The organism is Psychrobacter sp. 2Y5 (assembly GCF_051847375.1).
Classification (GTDB): Bacteria; Pseudomonadota; Gammaproteobacteria; order Pseudomonadales; family Moraxellaceae; genus Psychrobacter.
Genome location: NZ_JBPYDA010000005.1, coordinates 41,089 through 58,560 on the forward strand (window position 1 = coordinate 41,089; position 17,472 = coordinate 58,560).

14 protein-coding genes are annotated in these 17,472 nt (G+C 44.4%); 4 read left to right on the top strand and 10 right to left on the bottom strand.

Going from position 1 to position 17,472, the window contains the following annotated elements; all coding sequences use genetic code 11:
• Nucleotides 1–64: 64 nt before the first annotated feature.
• From recR to ACS8E3_RS06625, 3 genes are all read right to left on the bottom strand, one after another.
• A complete protein-coding gene (recR, locus tag ACS8E3_RS06615; RefSeq protein WP_439242484.1) occupies nucleotides 65–658 on the bottom strand; it encodes a recombination mediator RecR in 594 nt (197 codons plus the stop codon).
• Nucleotides 659–809: 151 nt separating this feature from the next.
• Nucleotides 810–1,139, bottom strand: a complete 330-nt coding sequence (locus ACS8E3_RS06620) for a YbaB/EbfC family nucleoid-associated protein (RefSeq protein ID WP_439242487.1) — start codon at nucleotides 1,137–1,139, stop codon at nucleotides 810–812.
• A 134-nt stretch (nucleotides 1,140–1,273) separates the two neighbouring features.
• Nucleotides 1,274–2,560: an O-succinylhomoserine sulfhydrylase gene (locus tag ACS8E3_RS06625; protein ID WP_439242489.1), complete on the bottom strand. Its 1,287-nt coding sequence runs from the start codon at nucleotides 2,558–2,560 to the stop codon at nucleotides 1,274–1,276.
• 447 nt (nucleotides 2,561–3,007) lie between these two features.
• Here ACS8E3_RS06625 and ACS8E3_RS06630 point away from each other — a divergent pair, with 447 nt between their 5' ends.
• From ACS8E3_RS06630 to dusA, 3 genes are all read left to right on the top strand, one after another.
• Entirely contained in the window at nucleotides 3,008–4,711 is a 1,704-nt protein-coding gene (locus ACS8E3_RS06630) for a phospholipase D family protein (protein WP_439242797.1), read from the top strand.
• A 141-nt stretch (nucleotides 4,712–4,852) separates the two neighbouring features.
• Complete coding sequence (locus ACS8E3_RS06635) at nucleotides 4,853–6,154, top strand: MFS transporter (RefSeq protein ID WP_439242491.1); 1,302 nt, start codon at nucleotides 4,853–4,855, stop codon at nucleotides 6,152–6,154.
• Between the two features lie 181 nt (nucleotides 6,155–6,335).
• A complete protein-coding gene (gene dusA, locus ACS8E3_RS06640) occupies nucleotides 6,336–7,307 on the top strand; it encodes a tRNA dihydrouridine(20/20a) synthase DusA (protein ID WP_439242493.1) in 972 nt (323 codons plus the stop codon).
• Nucleotides 7,308–7,403: 96 nt separating this feature from the next.
• On the opposite strand, the gene ACS8E3_RS06645 is transcribed toward dusA, so the two are convergent.
• From ACS8E3_RS06645 to ACS8E3_RS06660, 4 genes are all read right to left on the bottom strand, one after another.
• Nucleotides 7,404–8,228 (bottom strand): CPBP family intramembrane glutamic endopeptidase, encoded by an 825-nt coding sequence (locus ACS8E3_RS06645; RefSeq protein WP_439242495.1) that lies wholly within the window; start codon nucleotides 8,226–8,228, stop codon nucleotides 7,404–7,406.
• A gap of 65 nt (nucleotides 8,229–8,293) precedes the next feature.
• A complete protein-coding gene (locus tag ACS8E3_RS06650; RefSeq protein WP_439242497.1) occupies nucleotides 8,294–9,187 on the bottom strand; it encodes an alpha/beta fold hydrolase in 894 nt (297 codons plus the stop codon).
• A gap of 153 nt (nucleotides 9,188–9,340) precedes the next feature.
• Nucleotides 9,341–10,402, bottom strand: coding sequence for a signal peptide peptidase SppA (sppA, locus tag ACS8E3_RS06655; RefSeq protein ID WP_439242499.1), 1,062 nt, complete (start codon nucleotides 10,400–10,402; stop codon nucleotides 9,341–9,343).
• 185 nt (nucleotides 10,403–10,587) lie between these two features.
• Nucleotides 10,588–13,626 (bottom strand): ComEC/Rec2 family competence protein, encoded by a 3,039-nt coding sequence (locus tag ACS8E3_RS06660; RefSeq protein WP_439242501.1) that lies wholly within the window; start codon nucleotides 13,624–13,626, stop codon nucleotides 10,588–10,590.
• Between the two features lie 313 nt (nucleotides 13,627–13,939).
• On the opposite strand from ACS8E3_RS06660, the gene ACS8E3_RS06665 reads away from it, so the two are divergent.
• Complete coding sequence (locus tag ACS8E3_RS06665) at nucleotides 13,940–14,515, top strand: DUF2062 domain-containing protein (protein ID WP_439242503.1); 576 nt, start codon at nucleotides 13,940–13,942, stop codon at nucleotides 14,513–14,515.
• Nucleotides 14,516–14,537: 22 nt separating this feature from the next.
• Here ACS8E3_RS06665 and ACS8E3_RS06670 read toward each other — a convergent pair whose 3' ends face one another.
• From ACS8E3_RS06670 to ACS8E3_RS06680, 3 genes are all read right to left on the bottom strand, one after another.
• Nucleotides 14,538–14,843: a hypothetical protein gene (locus ACS8E3_RS06670; protein ID WP_439242505.1), complete on the bottom strand. Its 306-nt coding sequence runs from the start codon at nucleotides 14,841–14,843 to the stop codon at nucleotides 14,538–14,540.
• 126 nt (nucleotides 14,844–14,969) lie between these two features.
• The gene (lolD, locus tag ACS8E3_RS06675) at nucleotides 14,970–15,650 is read right to left on the bottom strand and encodes a lipoprotein-releasing ABC transporter ATP-binding protein LolD (RefSeq protein WP_439242507.1); all 681 of its coding nucleotides are present in this window, start codon (nucleotides 15,648–15,650) and stop codon (nucleotides 14,970–14,972) included.
• Between the two features lie 112 nt (nucleotides 15,651–15,762).
• The gene (locus ACS8E3_RS06680) at nucleotides 15,763–17,001 is read right to left on the bottom strand and encodes a lipoprotein-releasing ABC transporter permease subunit (protein WP_439242509.1); all 1,239 of its coding nucleotides are present in this window, start codon (nucleotides 16,999–17,001) and stop codon (nucleotides 15,763–15,765) included.
• Between the last annotated feature and the right edge of the window lie 471 nt (nucleotides 17,002–17,472).

The window sequence follows — 17,472 nt, forward strand, 5'->3', positions numbered from 1 at the left end:
AATAAAAAACTAGGCATAAAGCCTAGTACCTTTACTAATCAATTAATACCACAAAACGATGCTTTTATAAAAAAGAGCGATTTTGCAATGCTTGACCTAAGGTCATACTATCAAGATACTCAAGCTCACCGCCCATCGGCACCCCTTGTGCCAGGCGAGTGACTTTTTTGACATGGCGACTGGTCGCCTCGCTAATAAAATGCGCCGTTGTTTGACCTTCTACTGTGGTTCCTGTCGCTAGTATCAGCTCCTCTACCGGCTCTTCTTTGACCCGCCAGACCAGCTGATCGATATTGAGATCATCGGCACTAATGCCATCGATAGGCGATAGATGACCGCCCAAGACAAAATACAGGCCGCGGTAGCCAGCTGTTTGTTCAATCGCCATCACATCAGCTGCCGTTTCCACCACACACAGCTGAGTGCTATCGCGTCTTGGATCTTGACACAGCGGGCAGATACTCTCATCACTGAAGCTATGACAGCGCTGACACTCAACGATTTCACGCATCGCCTCATCCAAAGCTTGGGCTAGTGCCATACCTTGCGGGCGTTTTTTGCTGAGTAAATGCAAAGCCATACGCTGCGCACTTTTTTGACCGACACCAGGCAGTATACGCAGCTGCTTGACCAGCTGATCGAATTTGACAGTAAGCAAATTATTATCCTTTCACTATTATAAAACGGACTCTATAACTTAAATTCTAGTTATAAAAATGGGGTCATATCATCACGATAACAACCCCATCTATTGACTGCTAAAGTCAGTATTTATAAGCTTTTTGTGTTATCCAACAATGAATAACCGCTTAGAACATGCCTTGCATACCTGGTGGTAGACCCATACCTGAGGTCGCGCCAGCCATAGTTTCTTCGTATAGCTCATCTGCCTGACGAACGGCATCATTAATAGCGGCGGCGATAAGATCTTCGATCATATCAGGCTCGTCCTCTAATAAACTAGGGTCGATAGATAAACGCTTGACCACATGGCGGCCGGTCATGGTGACTTTGACGAGGCCACTGCCTGCTTCTGTCTGTACTTCTTTATTGGCCAGCTCTTTTTTGGCCGTCTCAACATTGGCTTCGACTTTTTTTTGCATGGTTTGTGCTTGTTGCATCAAGGCTTGAATATTCATAAATATCTCTTTGTCTTTTATAATAAAAATTGATGGCTATAGCGTAAGATAGGGTATCAGTTTAAGATAGAGTATCTTTGCAAATCAGCCAATCGTCTAAAACTGCTCGTATCAAACCAATTATACCGTTATCTTTATAAACTGTCTAAGCCGCGAGCCAAGTCTTTGATGATATCTTCAACATCCTCGAGCCCTACCGACAGTCGAATTAAACTATCATTGACCCCTGCCTCAGCGCGAGCTTCAGGCGTTAAGCGAAAATGAGTGGTGGTCGCAGGATGAGTAATCGTCGTCTTAGCATCGCCTAAATTATTAGTAATAGAGATCATTTGTGTCGCATCTATCACCTGCCAAGCGGCAGCTTTGCCATCTTGCGTACCATTATCAGAATCGATCACTTTGACTTCAAAACCCATAATCGCGCCATAAGCGCCGGGCATATGGTGCTGGCGTGTCGCAAGCTCGTGCGCTGGGTGATCTTTTAGACCGGAGAAATGCACGGTATTAACGTTTGGATGATTCACCAAAAACTCAGCTACTTGATTGGCATTATTACAGTGGGCTTGCATGCGTAGCTTGAGAGTCTCAAGCCCTTTGGTAAATACCCAAGCGTTAAAAGGACTCATGCTGATACCGCCTGAACGTACCACGGTAAAGGCCTCTTGCATCAGTTTATCGCTACCGACTAAGGCGCCGCCTAAGACTCGGCCTTGACCATCTAAATACTTAGTCGCCGAATGAATGACCACATCGGCGCCTAAGTCTAACGGACGCTGTATCACTGGTGACGCAAAGCAATTATCGACAACGAATAAGATATCATTGGCCTTTGAGAGCTCACTCAAAAAGCCAATATCGCAGATTTGCGCCAGCGGATTACTCGGACTTTCGCAGTAGATGAGCTTGGTGTTGGGCTGTACGGCTGCCGCCCAAGCGTCATTGTCAAAGCAATCAACGTAACTGACCTCGACGCCGAACTTGGCCATATAGTTATTGAAAAGGCCAATGGACGACCCAAACAGCTGATTGGCCGCCAGCAAGTGATCGCCCGCCTTTAGGTAAGCCAAACACATGGTCAAAATAGCGCCCATGCCAGAAGCGGTTGCCACTGCGCGCTCACCGTTTTCGAGTGCTGCTAGGCGGCGCTCAAAGGTGCGCACGCTTGGGTTAGTATGGCGCGAATAAACGTTACCCGTCTTAGTACCATTAAAATGCGCGGCGGCATCACTCGCCGACGTATAGACATAGGAGCTGGTCGTAAAAATGGCTTCTGAATGTTCACCCTCATCGGTGCGATGTTGTCCGGCACGTACGGCGATGGTTTGCATACCATAATCAAGGCTCAAATCTAAAGCATCTGAGCGCCAGTTATTATCCAAACTACTATCGTTGCTATTTTGTTGTGCTGGCGATTGGCTCATAAGTGTTCCGTAGTGAAAATTGAGGCTACAAGGAGGATAGATACCGCTATTGGTTATCGTTTTAAACTGCACAATATCATATCATGCCTCTGCTTTTCAGACCTCTGCTAAGCTTTTTTTCGTAACTAGGCTTTAAGCCTTTATCGTACCTAAGCCCCTGCTACGAATTAAAAAATTTAACGTATTTTTTATAGGCAGACACCCTTGTACCTGCTAAGCTTGGCAAAAATATTTGTGCGAGTTGCTAAAATGTATAACTTTTTTAGTTATTACTCACATACTTGTTAAGCACGATATGATTATGTGTAGAGTCATATTAATACTGCTTCAATACTGTAATGGATACTGCCATTAATTCAGTACTGATACTGCGTATTACTAATAATGGCATGGTAGTAGACCGCTAAGCCAATCTTTTGAGTTCATTGAGGCCACCTTATGATGTCGATGTTGGATGTTTATTCTAGTAAATTGACGATGAGCCTTACTCTTGGGTTGTCATTGAGTTTAGTTGGCTGTCAAATCTTACCGAAACAACCGCACTTAGCAGAGAGTAAAGCTCTATCTGAGCGGGTTAATGCTATGTATACAAATAACAGCGTAAAAGATCAAGATGAGTCAAATATTTTAAATTCACGCTTGGACTCAGGTATTGAAGATAACAACGTCAATACTGAAACCGATGATACCGCCAATGCTGATAATAATACTGACTTAGTCGCCGCTATTAGTGAGCAAAACAAAATCCATCCTGATTTATCAGGGTATCATCCGATTGTCACCGGAGCCAATGCTTTTGCCTCTCGTAGCATATTGACCGATATGGCGACTCGTAATATCGACGCTCAATACTACATTTGGCATGACGATCAGGCCGGTCAACTACTACTAAAAGACTTATGGGAAGCGGCTGAGCGCGGCGTTATCGTGCGCTTATTGATAGATGACTTTAACAGTAGTGCCGCACTTGATCAGCAGTTATTACGTTTCTCCAGTCATCCTAATATAGCGGTAAGAATTACTAACCCTTTAATGCATCGTAAGTTTCAAGCGCTAAACTTCGTCACTGGTCTGCCGCGTATCAACCGGCGCATGCATAATAAAAGCATGACTTTTGATAAACAAATCACTATCATCGGTGGCCGCAATATCGGTAACGAGTACTTAAGTAACGATCAAAACAGCCAATTTGCTGATTTAGACGTACTTCTTATCGGTAAAGTGGTCGCGGATATTGATAATAGCTTTGGCAGTTATTGGTCAGCGCCTATTTCTTACGATATTGAGACGTTAGTGACTTTAGATAAAGATGGACCTACGGACTTTATCGCAGGGCTTGATCAACTTGATAAAAATGAGAAAAGCGATAGCCAAAGTAGCGTATCGGTATATAAGTCAGCGATTGAAGACTCTTCTATCGATACTGATTTATTGAATAAGCGCATTCCTTTTCGCTGGACGGATATGCAGTTTTTGAGTGACGATGTGGGTAAGCTTACCAAGTCTGTTCCTGCAGATACCAATTTGGTGCAGCAGCTACGAACCTTGCTTGGACGCCCTTCTAAAGAGCTGACAATCATCTCTTCTTATTTTGTGCCTACCAAAGATGGTGTCGATACGTTAGTAGATCTGGCCAACTCTGGTATTAGCATAAAGATACTGACCAACTCTTTTGATGCCACCGATGTAACCGCCGTGCATTCTGGCTATAGCCAGTGGCGACCTAAGCTCCTCAAATCCGGTATCAAGATATATGAGCTAAAATCCACAGCTAGTGAAGAAGATCGCGAAAACAAGTTGTGGAAAGCGCGAAGTCAATCTTCAACTAGCTTACATGCTAAAACCTTTGCCATTGATGACCATCAAGTCTTTATTGGCTCCTATAATGTCGATCCGCGCTCAGCAAATATCAATACGGAGATGGGCGTTATCATCAATGATGATGAGCTGGCGCGTCAACTTCATGAAGCGCTCGGTGATGACTTACTGAGTCAAGCTTATGAAGTCAAGTTGACCGATGACAATCATTTGCAATGGCACACTATGGAAAACGGTAAGAGGAAGGTTTATGAGACTGAACCGCGGGTGGATTTGTCCGATCATATTTGGCTAACTATTATGTCTTGGTTACCTATTGATTGGCTGCTATAAACATCCCCTAGCCTATAGTTGCTACACTTTTTTTATTTACCCTCTATTTTATCTCAGCTCAATCATGACTTTTTATTTATCGTCGACGGTTATTGTGATGACCGTTGTAATGCTTTGCTTGTATATGGAAAAAAACCGACCATGCCCTCTCGCCCTCAATATGCGCTTATGTCTGGTAAAGATAAAAACATGGTGATTTTTGTCTGCTTGACTAGCGCTATCACTTTTTTTGACTTTTTGATTTATTTGTATATGGCAGATTATATTTCTTCTGCTTTTTTTCCAGCCAATATTGATCCTCGCGTCACTCGTTTGCAAGGGTTAGGGTTATTCGCTATCGGTTATTTAGCTCGCCCGCTTGGTGGTATTATTTTTGGCCGCTATGGTGATATTAAGGGACGTAAGCCCTTATTACTCATGAGTATGCTTGCTACTGCTCTTTGTATGATAGCTATGGCGATACTACCAACCTATGCTCACTGGGGCATAATAGCGCCTATTTTATTTATTTTTTTGCGCTTGATACAGGGGATGGCGTTTGGCGTTTATGTGCCTTTGGCTTGGATTTATATTGCTGAACAAGTCCCGCGTCAGTATCTATCAGTGGGCTGTAGCTATGTGACGGCGAGCTTTTTTGTAGGCGTATTATTCTCCAATGCTTTTTTTGTCTGGCTAAACGGATCGATGACTCCTGTTCAGTTATTAGATTATGGCTGGCGTGTGCCCTTTGCTGCCGCTGCTCTGTTAAGCCTTTTACCCCTACTTGCATGGCGTTTTATTAACGAATCACCTTTTTTTATTGAAATGCAAGCAAGGAAACCTTTAAAAGAGATCAGGCAGCCGCTCACTTTACTATTTAAGCACTGCAAGCACTCTATCTTTTTAGGCCTTTTGCTCAGTTTTGTGATTGCTAGCATCACTACGGTAGTGGCTTTACTACTGCCAAGCCTAATCGAGTTACGTTTTATCTTGGATAGTGATCTGTTTGGTTTTTCGCATAGCTTGGGCATTGTGTTTATGATTTTTGGCTGTGTCTTTTATGGCATTGTGTCCAACTATGAAAATTTTGGTAAAATTTTAGTTTTTGGCTCGGTTTTGTTAATCGGTCAGATGTTTGTCTTTTATTATCATCTGCAAACCGGTGGCGATTACATCTTGATTATGTACGCTTTACTCGGGTTTTTTGCTGGAATTGTGGGCATGATACCAGCTATCTTTGTACAGTTATTTCCGACTAACGTACGCCTCACAGGTCTTGCTTTATCTTATAATGTGATGTATGCAATCGTGGGCGGACTTTTGCCTTTTGCACTGGGTTATGCCACCTCTTATATTAGCTTCTCACCTGCTCTGTATATCGCTTTTATCGGTGCGATGAGTATTATGGTTGGTTTGTATTTTTATCATCTACCAGAATCGAGACAACTTAACCGAGTGATTTAATGGCGCTATGCACTTTAACTTTGAATAATACCGATAATAAAAAAGCTACCATCAGTTCAATTTAAAATGCATATAGCTCTGTTAGATAGGCCCTAATGCTTTATTAAAATGAAGGCTGCGCTGAGTAAGAGGCTTTGTTAAACAAATAGTTAAAAACGTTTTGAAAAAGAGTTCTATAGTTATGATAGATATGACCAACAAACGCTTATCAGTCGCGCCGATGATCGACTGGACAACGACTGACTACCGTTATTTTGCGCGCCTGTTCAATCCTCACGTTTATCTTTATACGGAGATGATTAGCACGGGGGCGATCATATATGGTAACCGCGCGCGTCACTTGCGTTTTGATGACCGCGAACACCCTATTGTCCTGCAATTAGGCGGTGCAGATAGCGCGGATATGACCCAGTGCGCCGAATTTGCGCAGCAGCATGGTTATGATGAGGTCAATATCAATGTCGGCTGCCCCTCCGATCGAGTACAGCACAATAAGATAGGCGCTTGCTTGATGGCGGAACCTGATACCGTTGCAAGCTTAGTTAAGCATATGCAAGCGGCGGTCGATATTCCGGTAACGGTCAAACATCGCATCGGTATCGATGACTTTGATAGTTATGAGTTTATGAAGGAGTTCGTTGAGACAGTGGCAGCGGCGGGCTGTACGCGCTTTATTGTCCATGCTCGTACCGCTTGGCTACAAGGTCTCAGCCCAAAGCAAAACCGCGAAATACCGCCTCTGCGCTATGAGGATGTCTACCGGCTTAAGCAAGAATTTCCTGAGCTTGATATCGAGATCAATGGCGGTATCGAAAGCGTACAAGATATCGTAGACCACCTAGAGCACATCGATGGGGTGATGATCGGCCGCGCTTTTTATCAAAACCCTTATCTGCTCGCAGAGGCCAATAGCTTATGGGGCGAGCCTGCGCCAAAACGCTCTGATATCTTGGCTGAGATGTACCCTTATCTGCGTCAGCAAATCGAGCTTGGCGAAGCGCTACCGACGATGGCGCGGCATTATTTAGGCCTCTTTCAAGGCTTGAATGGCGCGCGCAAGTGGCGACAGGCTTTAAGTGGTAAACCCAGTTTGACCATTGAGGATATTGAACGAGCCGCCACAGAAGTGCTCGCGCTAAATCCTGGAATTTAAGTATCGCTACGTACGCCTAAAAACTTGTCAGCTGATAAAAACTACCCTTAGCATTCGTTAAGCTAGAGCATAAATCAGTCACAAACGCGCATCAAGTTAAGCAGCTTGCGCTAGATACTGCCACATCGCCAAGCCGTTATTGCAGATATGTAGAGCTATCGGCAATAGGAGCGAGCCCGACTTGTAGCGCGCATAACAAAATATAAAGGCGAGCACGACGATAGTGCTAATTTCATAGAGCCCATATTGCAGATGCATAATCGCGAATACTAAGCTAGTAATCAGACTTGCCATCAGTGCGCCGTGCGCTTCTGATTGTGCTAGGCCTTCAGCTTTCGATAGCCCTCTTTTATCAAATTTTATGGCAAACTGCTCTTTGAGCGCTGACCAAATAATGCCTCGAAACAACAGCTCTTCATAGATAGGTGCAATCACTACCATCGCAATAATCAACAGCCATACCGAGCTGACCGAAGCATACAAAGGATCAACGAACAGCGAAGGGGATTTATCCAACCAGTATGTCAGCGCTTGACTACCAATCATAAACAGTAATAGTAGCCCAAAGCTGCCGATAGCGACTTTTAGTGAGAACGACTTGAGCGCTAAATAATCGCTGACTTGCGCGCCTTTTAAGCGAATGATAAGCGCTATTAAAGCGCTCAAAAATACACCGCTAAAGACAATCGAGCTACTAACGATCGTGCCATTGCCGCTAGCAAAATAAAATAAATCAGCCGCCGTTTGTGATTTAGTGGAGGGTAATAATAGCTTTCCAGCGATATAAATACCTAATAGCTGACTGCCAAAAAAAGCAAACACCATTCCTACTAGCAGCGCTAAAGCTTCCCATAAAGAAAATAGCGGCGGCGCTTTTGCTGTTTGCTTGATCGCGTCTGGTAGGTTTGCAGATTTCGACATATATAATGACTCAAAAAAATAAGCGACGCCATTTCACAGAACAGCTTTAGCATTAAGACTTGCTATTATTTAGACATCTGCTGCTCGATGATATCTAGCACCACTGCTGACACTGAGTCTGGATACTCAAGCGGGAACATATGACCGCCTTTGTGAGTCTGAAAGTCTATCCCTAAGCGCGCTTTGACTTGCTGCGGGAATTTACGTTTCAAAAATAAACTTGCCTCGCCAATGACGAGCTTAACGGGCGGCTTGGGAGCTTCATTAGGAGTCAACCAATACATCGATGGATTGGTTCGAAACACCGCCACCTCATTTTTCTTGGAGATCGCTAACGTCACTTTGCCATCAGCTCGCTCATGTAAGCCGTGCTCGATATACCCTTTAAAGCTGCGCTCATCGAAATTTTTAAAGAAGCTTTTGTGACGCATTTGCTCGTAAGCGTCATCGCGGCTCTCCCAAACATCACGGCGATGTTTTGAGATGCCTGAGGGTGAAAATTTATCCATTGAGCGGTGATTCATCATTGGCACTTTATCTAGCGTCTTTGCCAAATGCATAAATAAACTATTACGCCCATATATCAAAGGCGGATCCATAAGCACTGCTTGCTTGAAGTGTTTGGGCGCACGGTACAGCGCTTGCAAAGTACACAACGCTCCCAGAGAATGCCCAACCGCGACGACTTGTGCCACGCCATGACGCGTGCAAGCCTCTGCTACACTATCGACGACTTGCTGGGTCAGACTGCGCCAATTATCGTCCACCGGATAGCCGCTTGTTTCACCTAACATAGGGATATATTCAATAGTGAAAAATTCAGCGAGCCCGGCAAAAAAAGGCGCATAAACGGCGCTTGGCATGCCATTGGCATGGGCGAAATGCAGTACTGGCTTTTGGGTTATCTTTGATACTGGCAGGGACGCAAACCTTTGCGCCTTATGGTCATTCTCACTCATATAAGCTCTCTATTATTTTGATTATTAAAATATATTTATAGGATAGTGGATTAAAGGGACTAAAACTAAACTTAGTTATAGCAAAAGGCTGAGCTATTTACTAGCTCAGCCCGGATACTGATAAATTCAAAACCAACTTTATAGTAGACACCCTTAACGCATCTCAGCGCTGCCCTCTTGCTGCCCTAATACATCAAGGTTAATACTTGAGCCGACACCTGCGCCTAATTTTACCGCAAAGCGGTCCATAAACAGCTGGAACGGATCTACAGGCGTATAGTTCACCACATTATCAAGCTCAAGCTGCTTCTCTAAACTGCTGATACTGCCTTTTTTGTCCGCTAGTCCTAAAGCGATCGACTGCTCACCAGTCCAAAATAGCCCTGAGAATAGTTTATTGGCTTCAGGATCTTTGAGGCGATCGCCGCGACCTTCTTTTACTGCATTGATAAAGTGTTTATGGGTATTGGCTAATACATCTTCGACATGCTGCTCTTCATAATCCGTTAGTGGTCGCGATAGGCTTAAGATATCTTTGTATTCGCCAGCAGTAATCGTACGATCTTCCACCCCAACTTTGTCCATTAACCCTTCGATGTTGTAGCTAGGCATGATGACGCCGATAGAGCCGACTAGACTTGAAGGATTCACATATATCTCATCGGCTGCCGAGGCAATATAATAAGCCCCAGACGCACCGATATCACCGATGACCGCATAGAGTTTTTTATCAGGATACTCGGCGCGCAGATCTATCATCGTTTGCCATATCTCGTCCGACTGCACCGGAGAGCCGCCAGGAGAGTTGATATCTAAAGCTACCGCCTTCGAATTCGGGTTTTCAAAAGCGCGTGTTAAAGCTTCATTAACGTCATAAGCATTGGCAATATCACCATTACTGATGACGCCTTGTAGCTCCACTACCGCCAAATGCGGCGAGCTGGTATCCATCCCTTCTAACCCGGTAGGCGTTTTGGTGCTACAGCCACGACTAAAAGTGAAGAATAATAATAAAATATAACCAAAGGTAAGCAGCTTAAAGAAGATACTCCAACGCCTTGAGCGGCGCTGCTCTTCAACACTAGCTAATAAGGTTTTTTCGATAAGACGCCATTCTTGTCCGCTGGGCTGATTGGCCGGTACCTGCTGCAGAGGTACTGGCTGATTCGCCGAATTGTCAGGACGTTTATTAGGGTCTGGTGGCCAGTTGGGCATATAACTTCCTAAGTGAGGTCGATCTAAAACAAAATACAACTATCGTATATAAAAGCGCGTCAAATTATAACTGATTGAGGGCTTGCTAAGTATGGTGACATTGTCACTAAGGTTCAATAGTAAAATATGAGCTTATTGCAGCGATACTGTTAGAGGTTGTCTATTGGCCTAGCTATTGACTACAATTACTCATCAGCCTGAATGGTTAGCGCCACTTCCAAAGGCTGCTCATCGTAAGTCAGTACTTGTTCAGTCTGCTGTGCCATTAACACCTCTGCAGATACCGCTGAGCTACTATGACTCAGCCAAGTTATTGAACTAAAATCTGCTTGACTCATATCAAAAGCTAAAGGCTCAGCCGCGCATAATAATGACCACAATTGCCAACTGCGCTTATGAGTGGCAACATCGAGAATAAGTCGTGATAAAGCTGTCGCGTCGGTCTTGGTCTCATCCAGAACAGTGTCATTAAAAACAGTGTCACTCAAAACAGTATTATCCGAGGCAGTCTCAGTCAAACCAGATAACCTTTTATTACTGACAAGCGTTTGTACAGTGGCTTGAGTAGGCTGCTGAGGGTTGCTAGCATTATAATGCACGACAGTTATCGGCGATTGACTAGCAATAGCTAGACTACAATCCCAAACGCTAGCATCATCAATCTCGCTCCAACCAGTGAGTGCCTGCAGCTTTAACTGACCATTTAACGCTTGCCACTCTTGACCTTGCTGACAGGCTTGCGCACTGACAAGAGGGTTAGCGCTAGTTACTGTTAGTGCATTTTGTAGCGCTTGCCAGCGCTCATGTTGCCCTGCTTGCCAATACTGCGCTGTCGGTAGCTGTTGGCTTAAGAGTGCTACGCTTAAAGGTAATAAAGATATTCCTTGCGGGACCGACTGACGGTTACTGTCTGTAGATTTAGAAGGCACACTAGTAGTCATAGTGGCAGCGCTGCTTTGTACAATAATACCATCTAGATGTTTGATCGCTAAGGTGCGCAGCTGCTGCTCTAACTGTCCGACTAATTTTTCAGCCGTCAGCGTACTTGGCATATTGCGCTCACCTTGCACTCTATGATCGGCCAAAAACAGCCAATTTATCTTATCTTGGCCCAATTTTTGGTCTAATGATGGTTTACTAGCTTTGCTTTGATTGTCTATGTCTTTATCATTAGGATAAATGAGTACCGCCGCCGTTATATGACGATCTCCTGTCGGCAGTATATAAAGTGTTGGCGCCTGAGAGAAAGACTGCTGATTGCTATAAATCGTCATCGACAAAAGCGTCAGTGGCACTAAGGAGAACCAGCGACTAATGACCCCTCGTGGGAGTAGCCAAGGCAAAAGCATGAGCGCCGCCATCAGTAACATAGCGAAGTTGATTGGGGTGTATAACCAAGCGCTATTTAGCACAGGTAGCGTCGTCAGCCATTCGATCAGTTGATGTAACTGACTGACGATAGCACTTACTAACGCCCAAATACTATCAGCAATGCTAGGTGCTAATAAATAGCACAGCCCGGCCAAAAGGTTCAGCGGTACAATAATCCAGCCGAATAAACCAATAGCAAATAGGTTAATCACAAGACCCCATAACGACGCCTTGCCAAACAGTAATAAAGTGATGGGAAGCAGCGCTATAAATAGCCAAAACTGTAATCTAAAAACGCGCTTAAATAATAGCCAACTTTTATGCTTTTGTGAGCTTACATTAATAAGACTTTGCTTATCTTTGCTGAGCTTAGACGCCTTTGTGGATAATGCAGGATAGGACGTGGTGGCAGCTGAGGACTGACTTGCGAGGGCGTCCTCATAATTGAGCAGCAATGCTACCGCAATAAATGACAGCCAATAGCCGGCTTGCCATAACACATACGGATCTAGCCAAGCCATAAAGATAGCTAGTGCTAATAACACCCGCAGAGTACTCATAGGCACTAACGTCAGACGTACCAAGCCTATCGCCAATAACATCCAAGCGGTACGCGCCGCTGGCACATCAAAGCCGGTAAATAACGCATAAATAAAAGCGGAGGCTATCATCACCCACCAGCGTACTTGCCAGCGCGGCAGCAGGCGATAAAGTGCCGGATAAAAGCGCTCGACTAACACCACCACCATAGCGGCTAGCATAATAGCCATAAACAGCACATGAGTGCCTGAAATCGCTAATAGATGCGAAATACCCGCTAGCTGATACAGATCTTTGGTTTCGCGATTGATTAAGCTGCGATCACCAGTAAGCAAACTCAAAGTCACTGCATCTGCTTGTTGTTCAGCAGCGCTTTTAGTGGACCAGTCTTGATAAAAGTGCTGACGTAGATGCAGACGCCAGCTATCAATAGTGATATGCATCCGCGCCCAAATAGAAGTAGAGTCACTAGCTACACCCGCCGACTGATTCGGATAGCTAATAGGGGCTGAGCTTAGCGTGATAATCGTCGCGGCCCCATCGATATGACGGGCGCGTAGCCAGCGATAGCTATCAAAACCAGTCGGATTATTTAGCGCTTGCTCGGAGCTGGCTAATGGCGCAAGCGCCAAGGTCATCAATACGCGCGCGCCCGGCTGCAGGCTATTTAACTCGGCTACACTAGGAGTATCGTTAGCCTTATTGGGGTATAAAATTAGCAATACCCGCCGATTTAATGACGCGCTATTTGGTTGCAGGATGTCATTAACCGTACTCTCAGTACTTTTTTCAGCTAATTGTTCAGCGCTAAGATCAGTGGTTAGCGGTACTATCTCGCTAAGAGTAGCGACCTGCCGATAGCCGCTATTGAATGTAGCATCGTACACGCTATCACTAATTCCCTCGATAGTGACCCAAGCTTGCACTCGCGCGGGCTCCGTTATTTTCGTACTCTCTAATTGCTGATGAGCAATGAGCGCTTGTAGTAAGCTACCGATGATTAAAGCCAGTACCAATGCTGCTACGATTAGATAGCGTAGCGGCTTAAACAAGCTAAGAATACGAGGGGTTGACGAGACTAGCTTTGAGGCTGTTTTTGAGGGGCTGTCAACAGAAATGGTATCTAATATAGGTAAGCTAATACGCTGCTGAAATAAGATAAGAGCGGTAGTGATGACAACAAGGAAGCAAGGTAAAAGTAGACTATAGCTAGTGTCTAATAAAGCTAAGCTCTGAGGCAAGGGAATAGCCGCTGCTATGGTTAATACGGCTGCCATAACGAGTATTATTAGCGTGCCAATCCCCCAATACATTGACACTCCTCGCTCGCTAATGTGAGTTTGTTCTATTATAAATCATAGAGCGTGTTGAATAGCAGTTTGCTATTTAAGCTTAGCGCTGACCATAGCATTCGCGCCTTTATTACCCTATACTATTTCATAACAAAATATTTATAATAAATATCGCTGTAAAAACACTTATCAAAAGCTTATTCATAAGCTTTAAGTCGCTATCCTCTAATCATAGCACTATTAATGATGATATACTTTTGTCTTAAAACATACTTGCCTACCGATTGGCTTGTTTTTTAGCAGCGGGCTTTAATTAATGACTGAAGGCAGGCTTGTGTCAAAAAAACGTCTGAAGAACCTACTTCCCACCCCTGAACAAATCCTACAGAGTCGCAGCTTAAAGGTCTTTGCGCCGCATTTGGGCGACCCTAGATTATGGCAGTTCAATCGCCACAGTCTAAATAAAGCTGTTTATATTGGGGTGCTTAGCGCTTTTTTTCCGCTACCTGGTCAGATGCTATTAGCCTTAATCGGCGCACTTATTTTTCGCGCAAACGTACCCATGGCGCTGGGTCTGACTTGGATCACCAACCCATTGACGACGCTGCCTATTTTTTATGCAGGCTACTATATTGGCGCAAAGATTATTGATGTGCCGATGATTAGCTTACGGCTGATTGGTAGGATGATTGCTGATTTTAGTCTATGGGTATTATCGGACGGTGCCAACCCTTTTATTATTCATAGCGGCACGGTATCGATTACCGCGTTTTGTCTTGGGCTGACTATCTTAGCTATTATTAGTAGCATTGTCTGCGGCTTGGCTTTCAAAGGCATCTGGCGTTATAAGACAGTGAGCAGTTGGCAAAAGCGTCAACGCTTGCCAACTGATAAACCGCCTAAACCTTAAGGCACTAAAGCCCAAAACGCCGCTAATTATTTTGATGTTCGTCTAACGCTTCAAGAATATTATCTTTAAAGTGACTGTCCATCACTTGTGTGGTAATAGCCTTGTCGTCTTTGGTTAAAGTATATTGCTTACCTGTCGCCGTCTCTTGTACTTCTAAATAATAATCCACCCCGGCTAAAGTAATAGCATCAAAAATCGCGGTCAATTGCTCTTTTTGCGCCTCTCTATCGACTTGCTCAAATGCTAAGGTATCGATATAAGGCAATAAAGGCTCCTCCCCTTCTTCTGCACTACCAAAAGCCGCGATTGGGTCATCTCCCTTATCCATAGTGTCACTCCTCAAAAGTAAATAATAGCAAAACCATACTATCGATTTATGTTAAAAACAACGGCTACTATTTATCCCTATCGTAGCTTTTCTAGCGGCTAAGTTGCTGAGCAGTTTCGACATGCCCTAGTAATTCTCCCAGTGACCATTACGTAATAGCAGCTGACGATCAGCAAGCGCCGCCAAACTGCGATCATGGGTCACCATAAGTAGCGCTGTTTTCATCGTGCTTTGCAGCTCCGATAATAGCCCAAACACGCTTTGCGCATTATCATAATCTAAGTTGCCTGTAGGCTCATCGGCTAAAATCAGCGACGGCTTAGTCACTAGCGCGCGAGCAATAGCTACCCGCTGACGCTCGCCGCCAGATAACTCGCCGGGCCTATGCTCTAAACGATGACCTAAGCCCACATTTTCTAAGATTTCAATCGCTTGCTGACGCGCCTCAGTAGTCGATACTTTTGGGCGCATAAGCAGCGGCATAGCGACATTTTCGATAGCGGTAAATTCAGCTAAAAGATGATGAAATTGGTAAATAAAGCCCAAATACTGATTACGCATCGCGCCGCGCTCAGTCTCATTCATATGATTAAGACACTGACCATGCAGCCACACCTCACCGCTAGTAGGCGTATCAAGACCGCCTAACAAGTGCAATAAAGTGCTTTTCCCCGAACCACTAGTACCGACGATAGCCACACGCTCGCCGGCGCTGATATTGAGATCCAAACCCGTGAGTACTTGGGTATGTACCGCTCCATCATCATAAATCTTATTAATATTGCTTGCCTTCAAAATAGCTGACATTGCGTATCCTTTATTCTTTAATTGCTGACAGTTGCTATATATTCACCTTCGACTACTTCGATATATTTACGTAGGCTATAAATAACCACATCATAGCCGAGTACAAGCTTGGTTACTCATAGCGTAACGTTTGGGCTGGCTGAATCTTGGCCGCCCGGCGCGCTGGATAAATAGTTGCTAAAAAGCTCAGGATAAACGAAGCACCGGTAATCAATACCACATCCGTTATACGCAGCTGTGAAGGCAGATAATTGACAAAATAAGCATCAAATAGGTTTAGGCCAAAAGCTTGATTGATAAAGCCTAAGATATCACTAACGGTCAGCGCAAATACAACCCCTAGTATCGTCCCTGCAACCGTACCGATAACGCCAATCACCACCCCTTGCACCATAAACACTTGGGTAATCAGACGTGGCGACGCACCAAAGGTCTTCAAAATAGCGATATCGGCCTTTTTGTCCGTCACTAGCATGACTAAGCTTGAAACAATGTTAAAAGCAGCGACTAAAATAATCAAAAACAGCAGTAAGCCGACCATAGCCTTTTCCATTTGGATAGCACCAAACAAGTTGCCATGGGTTTGGGTCCAGTCACTAGGATAAAGCTGAGGCGGAGCAATGCTAGCCGCTTTTTGCGCGGCAGCAGGCGCTTGGAAAATATCGTCAAGTTTTAAGCGAATACCTTGCGCGCCATCCGGTAGTCGTAGCAGTTTTGCCGCATCATTCATCGGAATAAAGGCCGCTAACGTGTTGACGTCTGGGCTAATATTAAAGATGCCGGTCAAAGTAAAGCGCTTAAATCTAGGAATGACGCCGGCAGGCGATGGCGAGGCTTCTGGCAGCACCAAAGTGACTTTGTCACCGATATTAAGACCGAGCGATTGCACCATCTCCTCCCCAAGAACGATATTGAAATCGCCGCTCTGTAGGGTATCAATACTCCCCTCCATCATATGATTATTGATAATGGAGACATTTTTTTCATACTCAGGCTCGATACCGGTGACCATAATCCCAGCCACTTGACCGTTCGCTGTTAGCATCCCTTGTAGTTGGATAAAGGGTGCTACCGCTGCCACTGCTGGATCTTCAGCCTTGATTCGATCGGCTAATGGCTGCCAATCATTAATCACCTCAGCTGAGGTGACGGTCGCTTGCGGCACCATACCAAGTATTCGGGTTTTTAGCTCTCGATCAAAGCCATTCATCACTGATAGCACAGTGATAAGGACGGCTACCCCTAGGGTCAAACCTATCATGGAAATTAGAGATATAAAGGAGATAAAGCGGTTACTGCGCTCGGCTCGGGTGTAACGCAAGCCAATAAATAATGCTAAAGGACGAAACATAGTCAAACTCTTTATCTTATTTATATGCGTCTCTATATCGTGACGACTCCCTTAAGCGAATAAGGCGAATAAAGCTTTGTAACTAAATAAACAGGCATATAAATAGGGTTTTAAACAGGTCTAATTGTTATCTAACCTATCAACATCCTGATAGGTTAATAAGACTGCCAAAAAAAGGGGATAGTTTGACACAATTTTATGAATATGTGCCAATGATTAGCATAAACTAATGGGGTTTTTTGGCAAACTCGCTTTGTTTGTGATTATTTTTTAGGAAGGGCTTGCTATTGTTTGCCATCATACCTATATATTGTATGCTAAAGACAAATGTCATTAACCCATCATTGTGGTACGACGGATAGCTTGACGTCATCGCAGCACGCTGAGCTTGGCAGTATGCTGAGCTTAATAGGAACGAGATATTATTTATATCAAAATATCATGCTCTCTTATTAGCTTGCTGCATTGAAT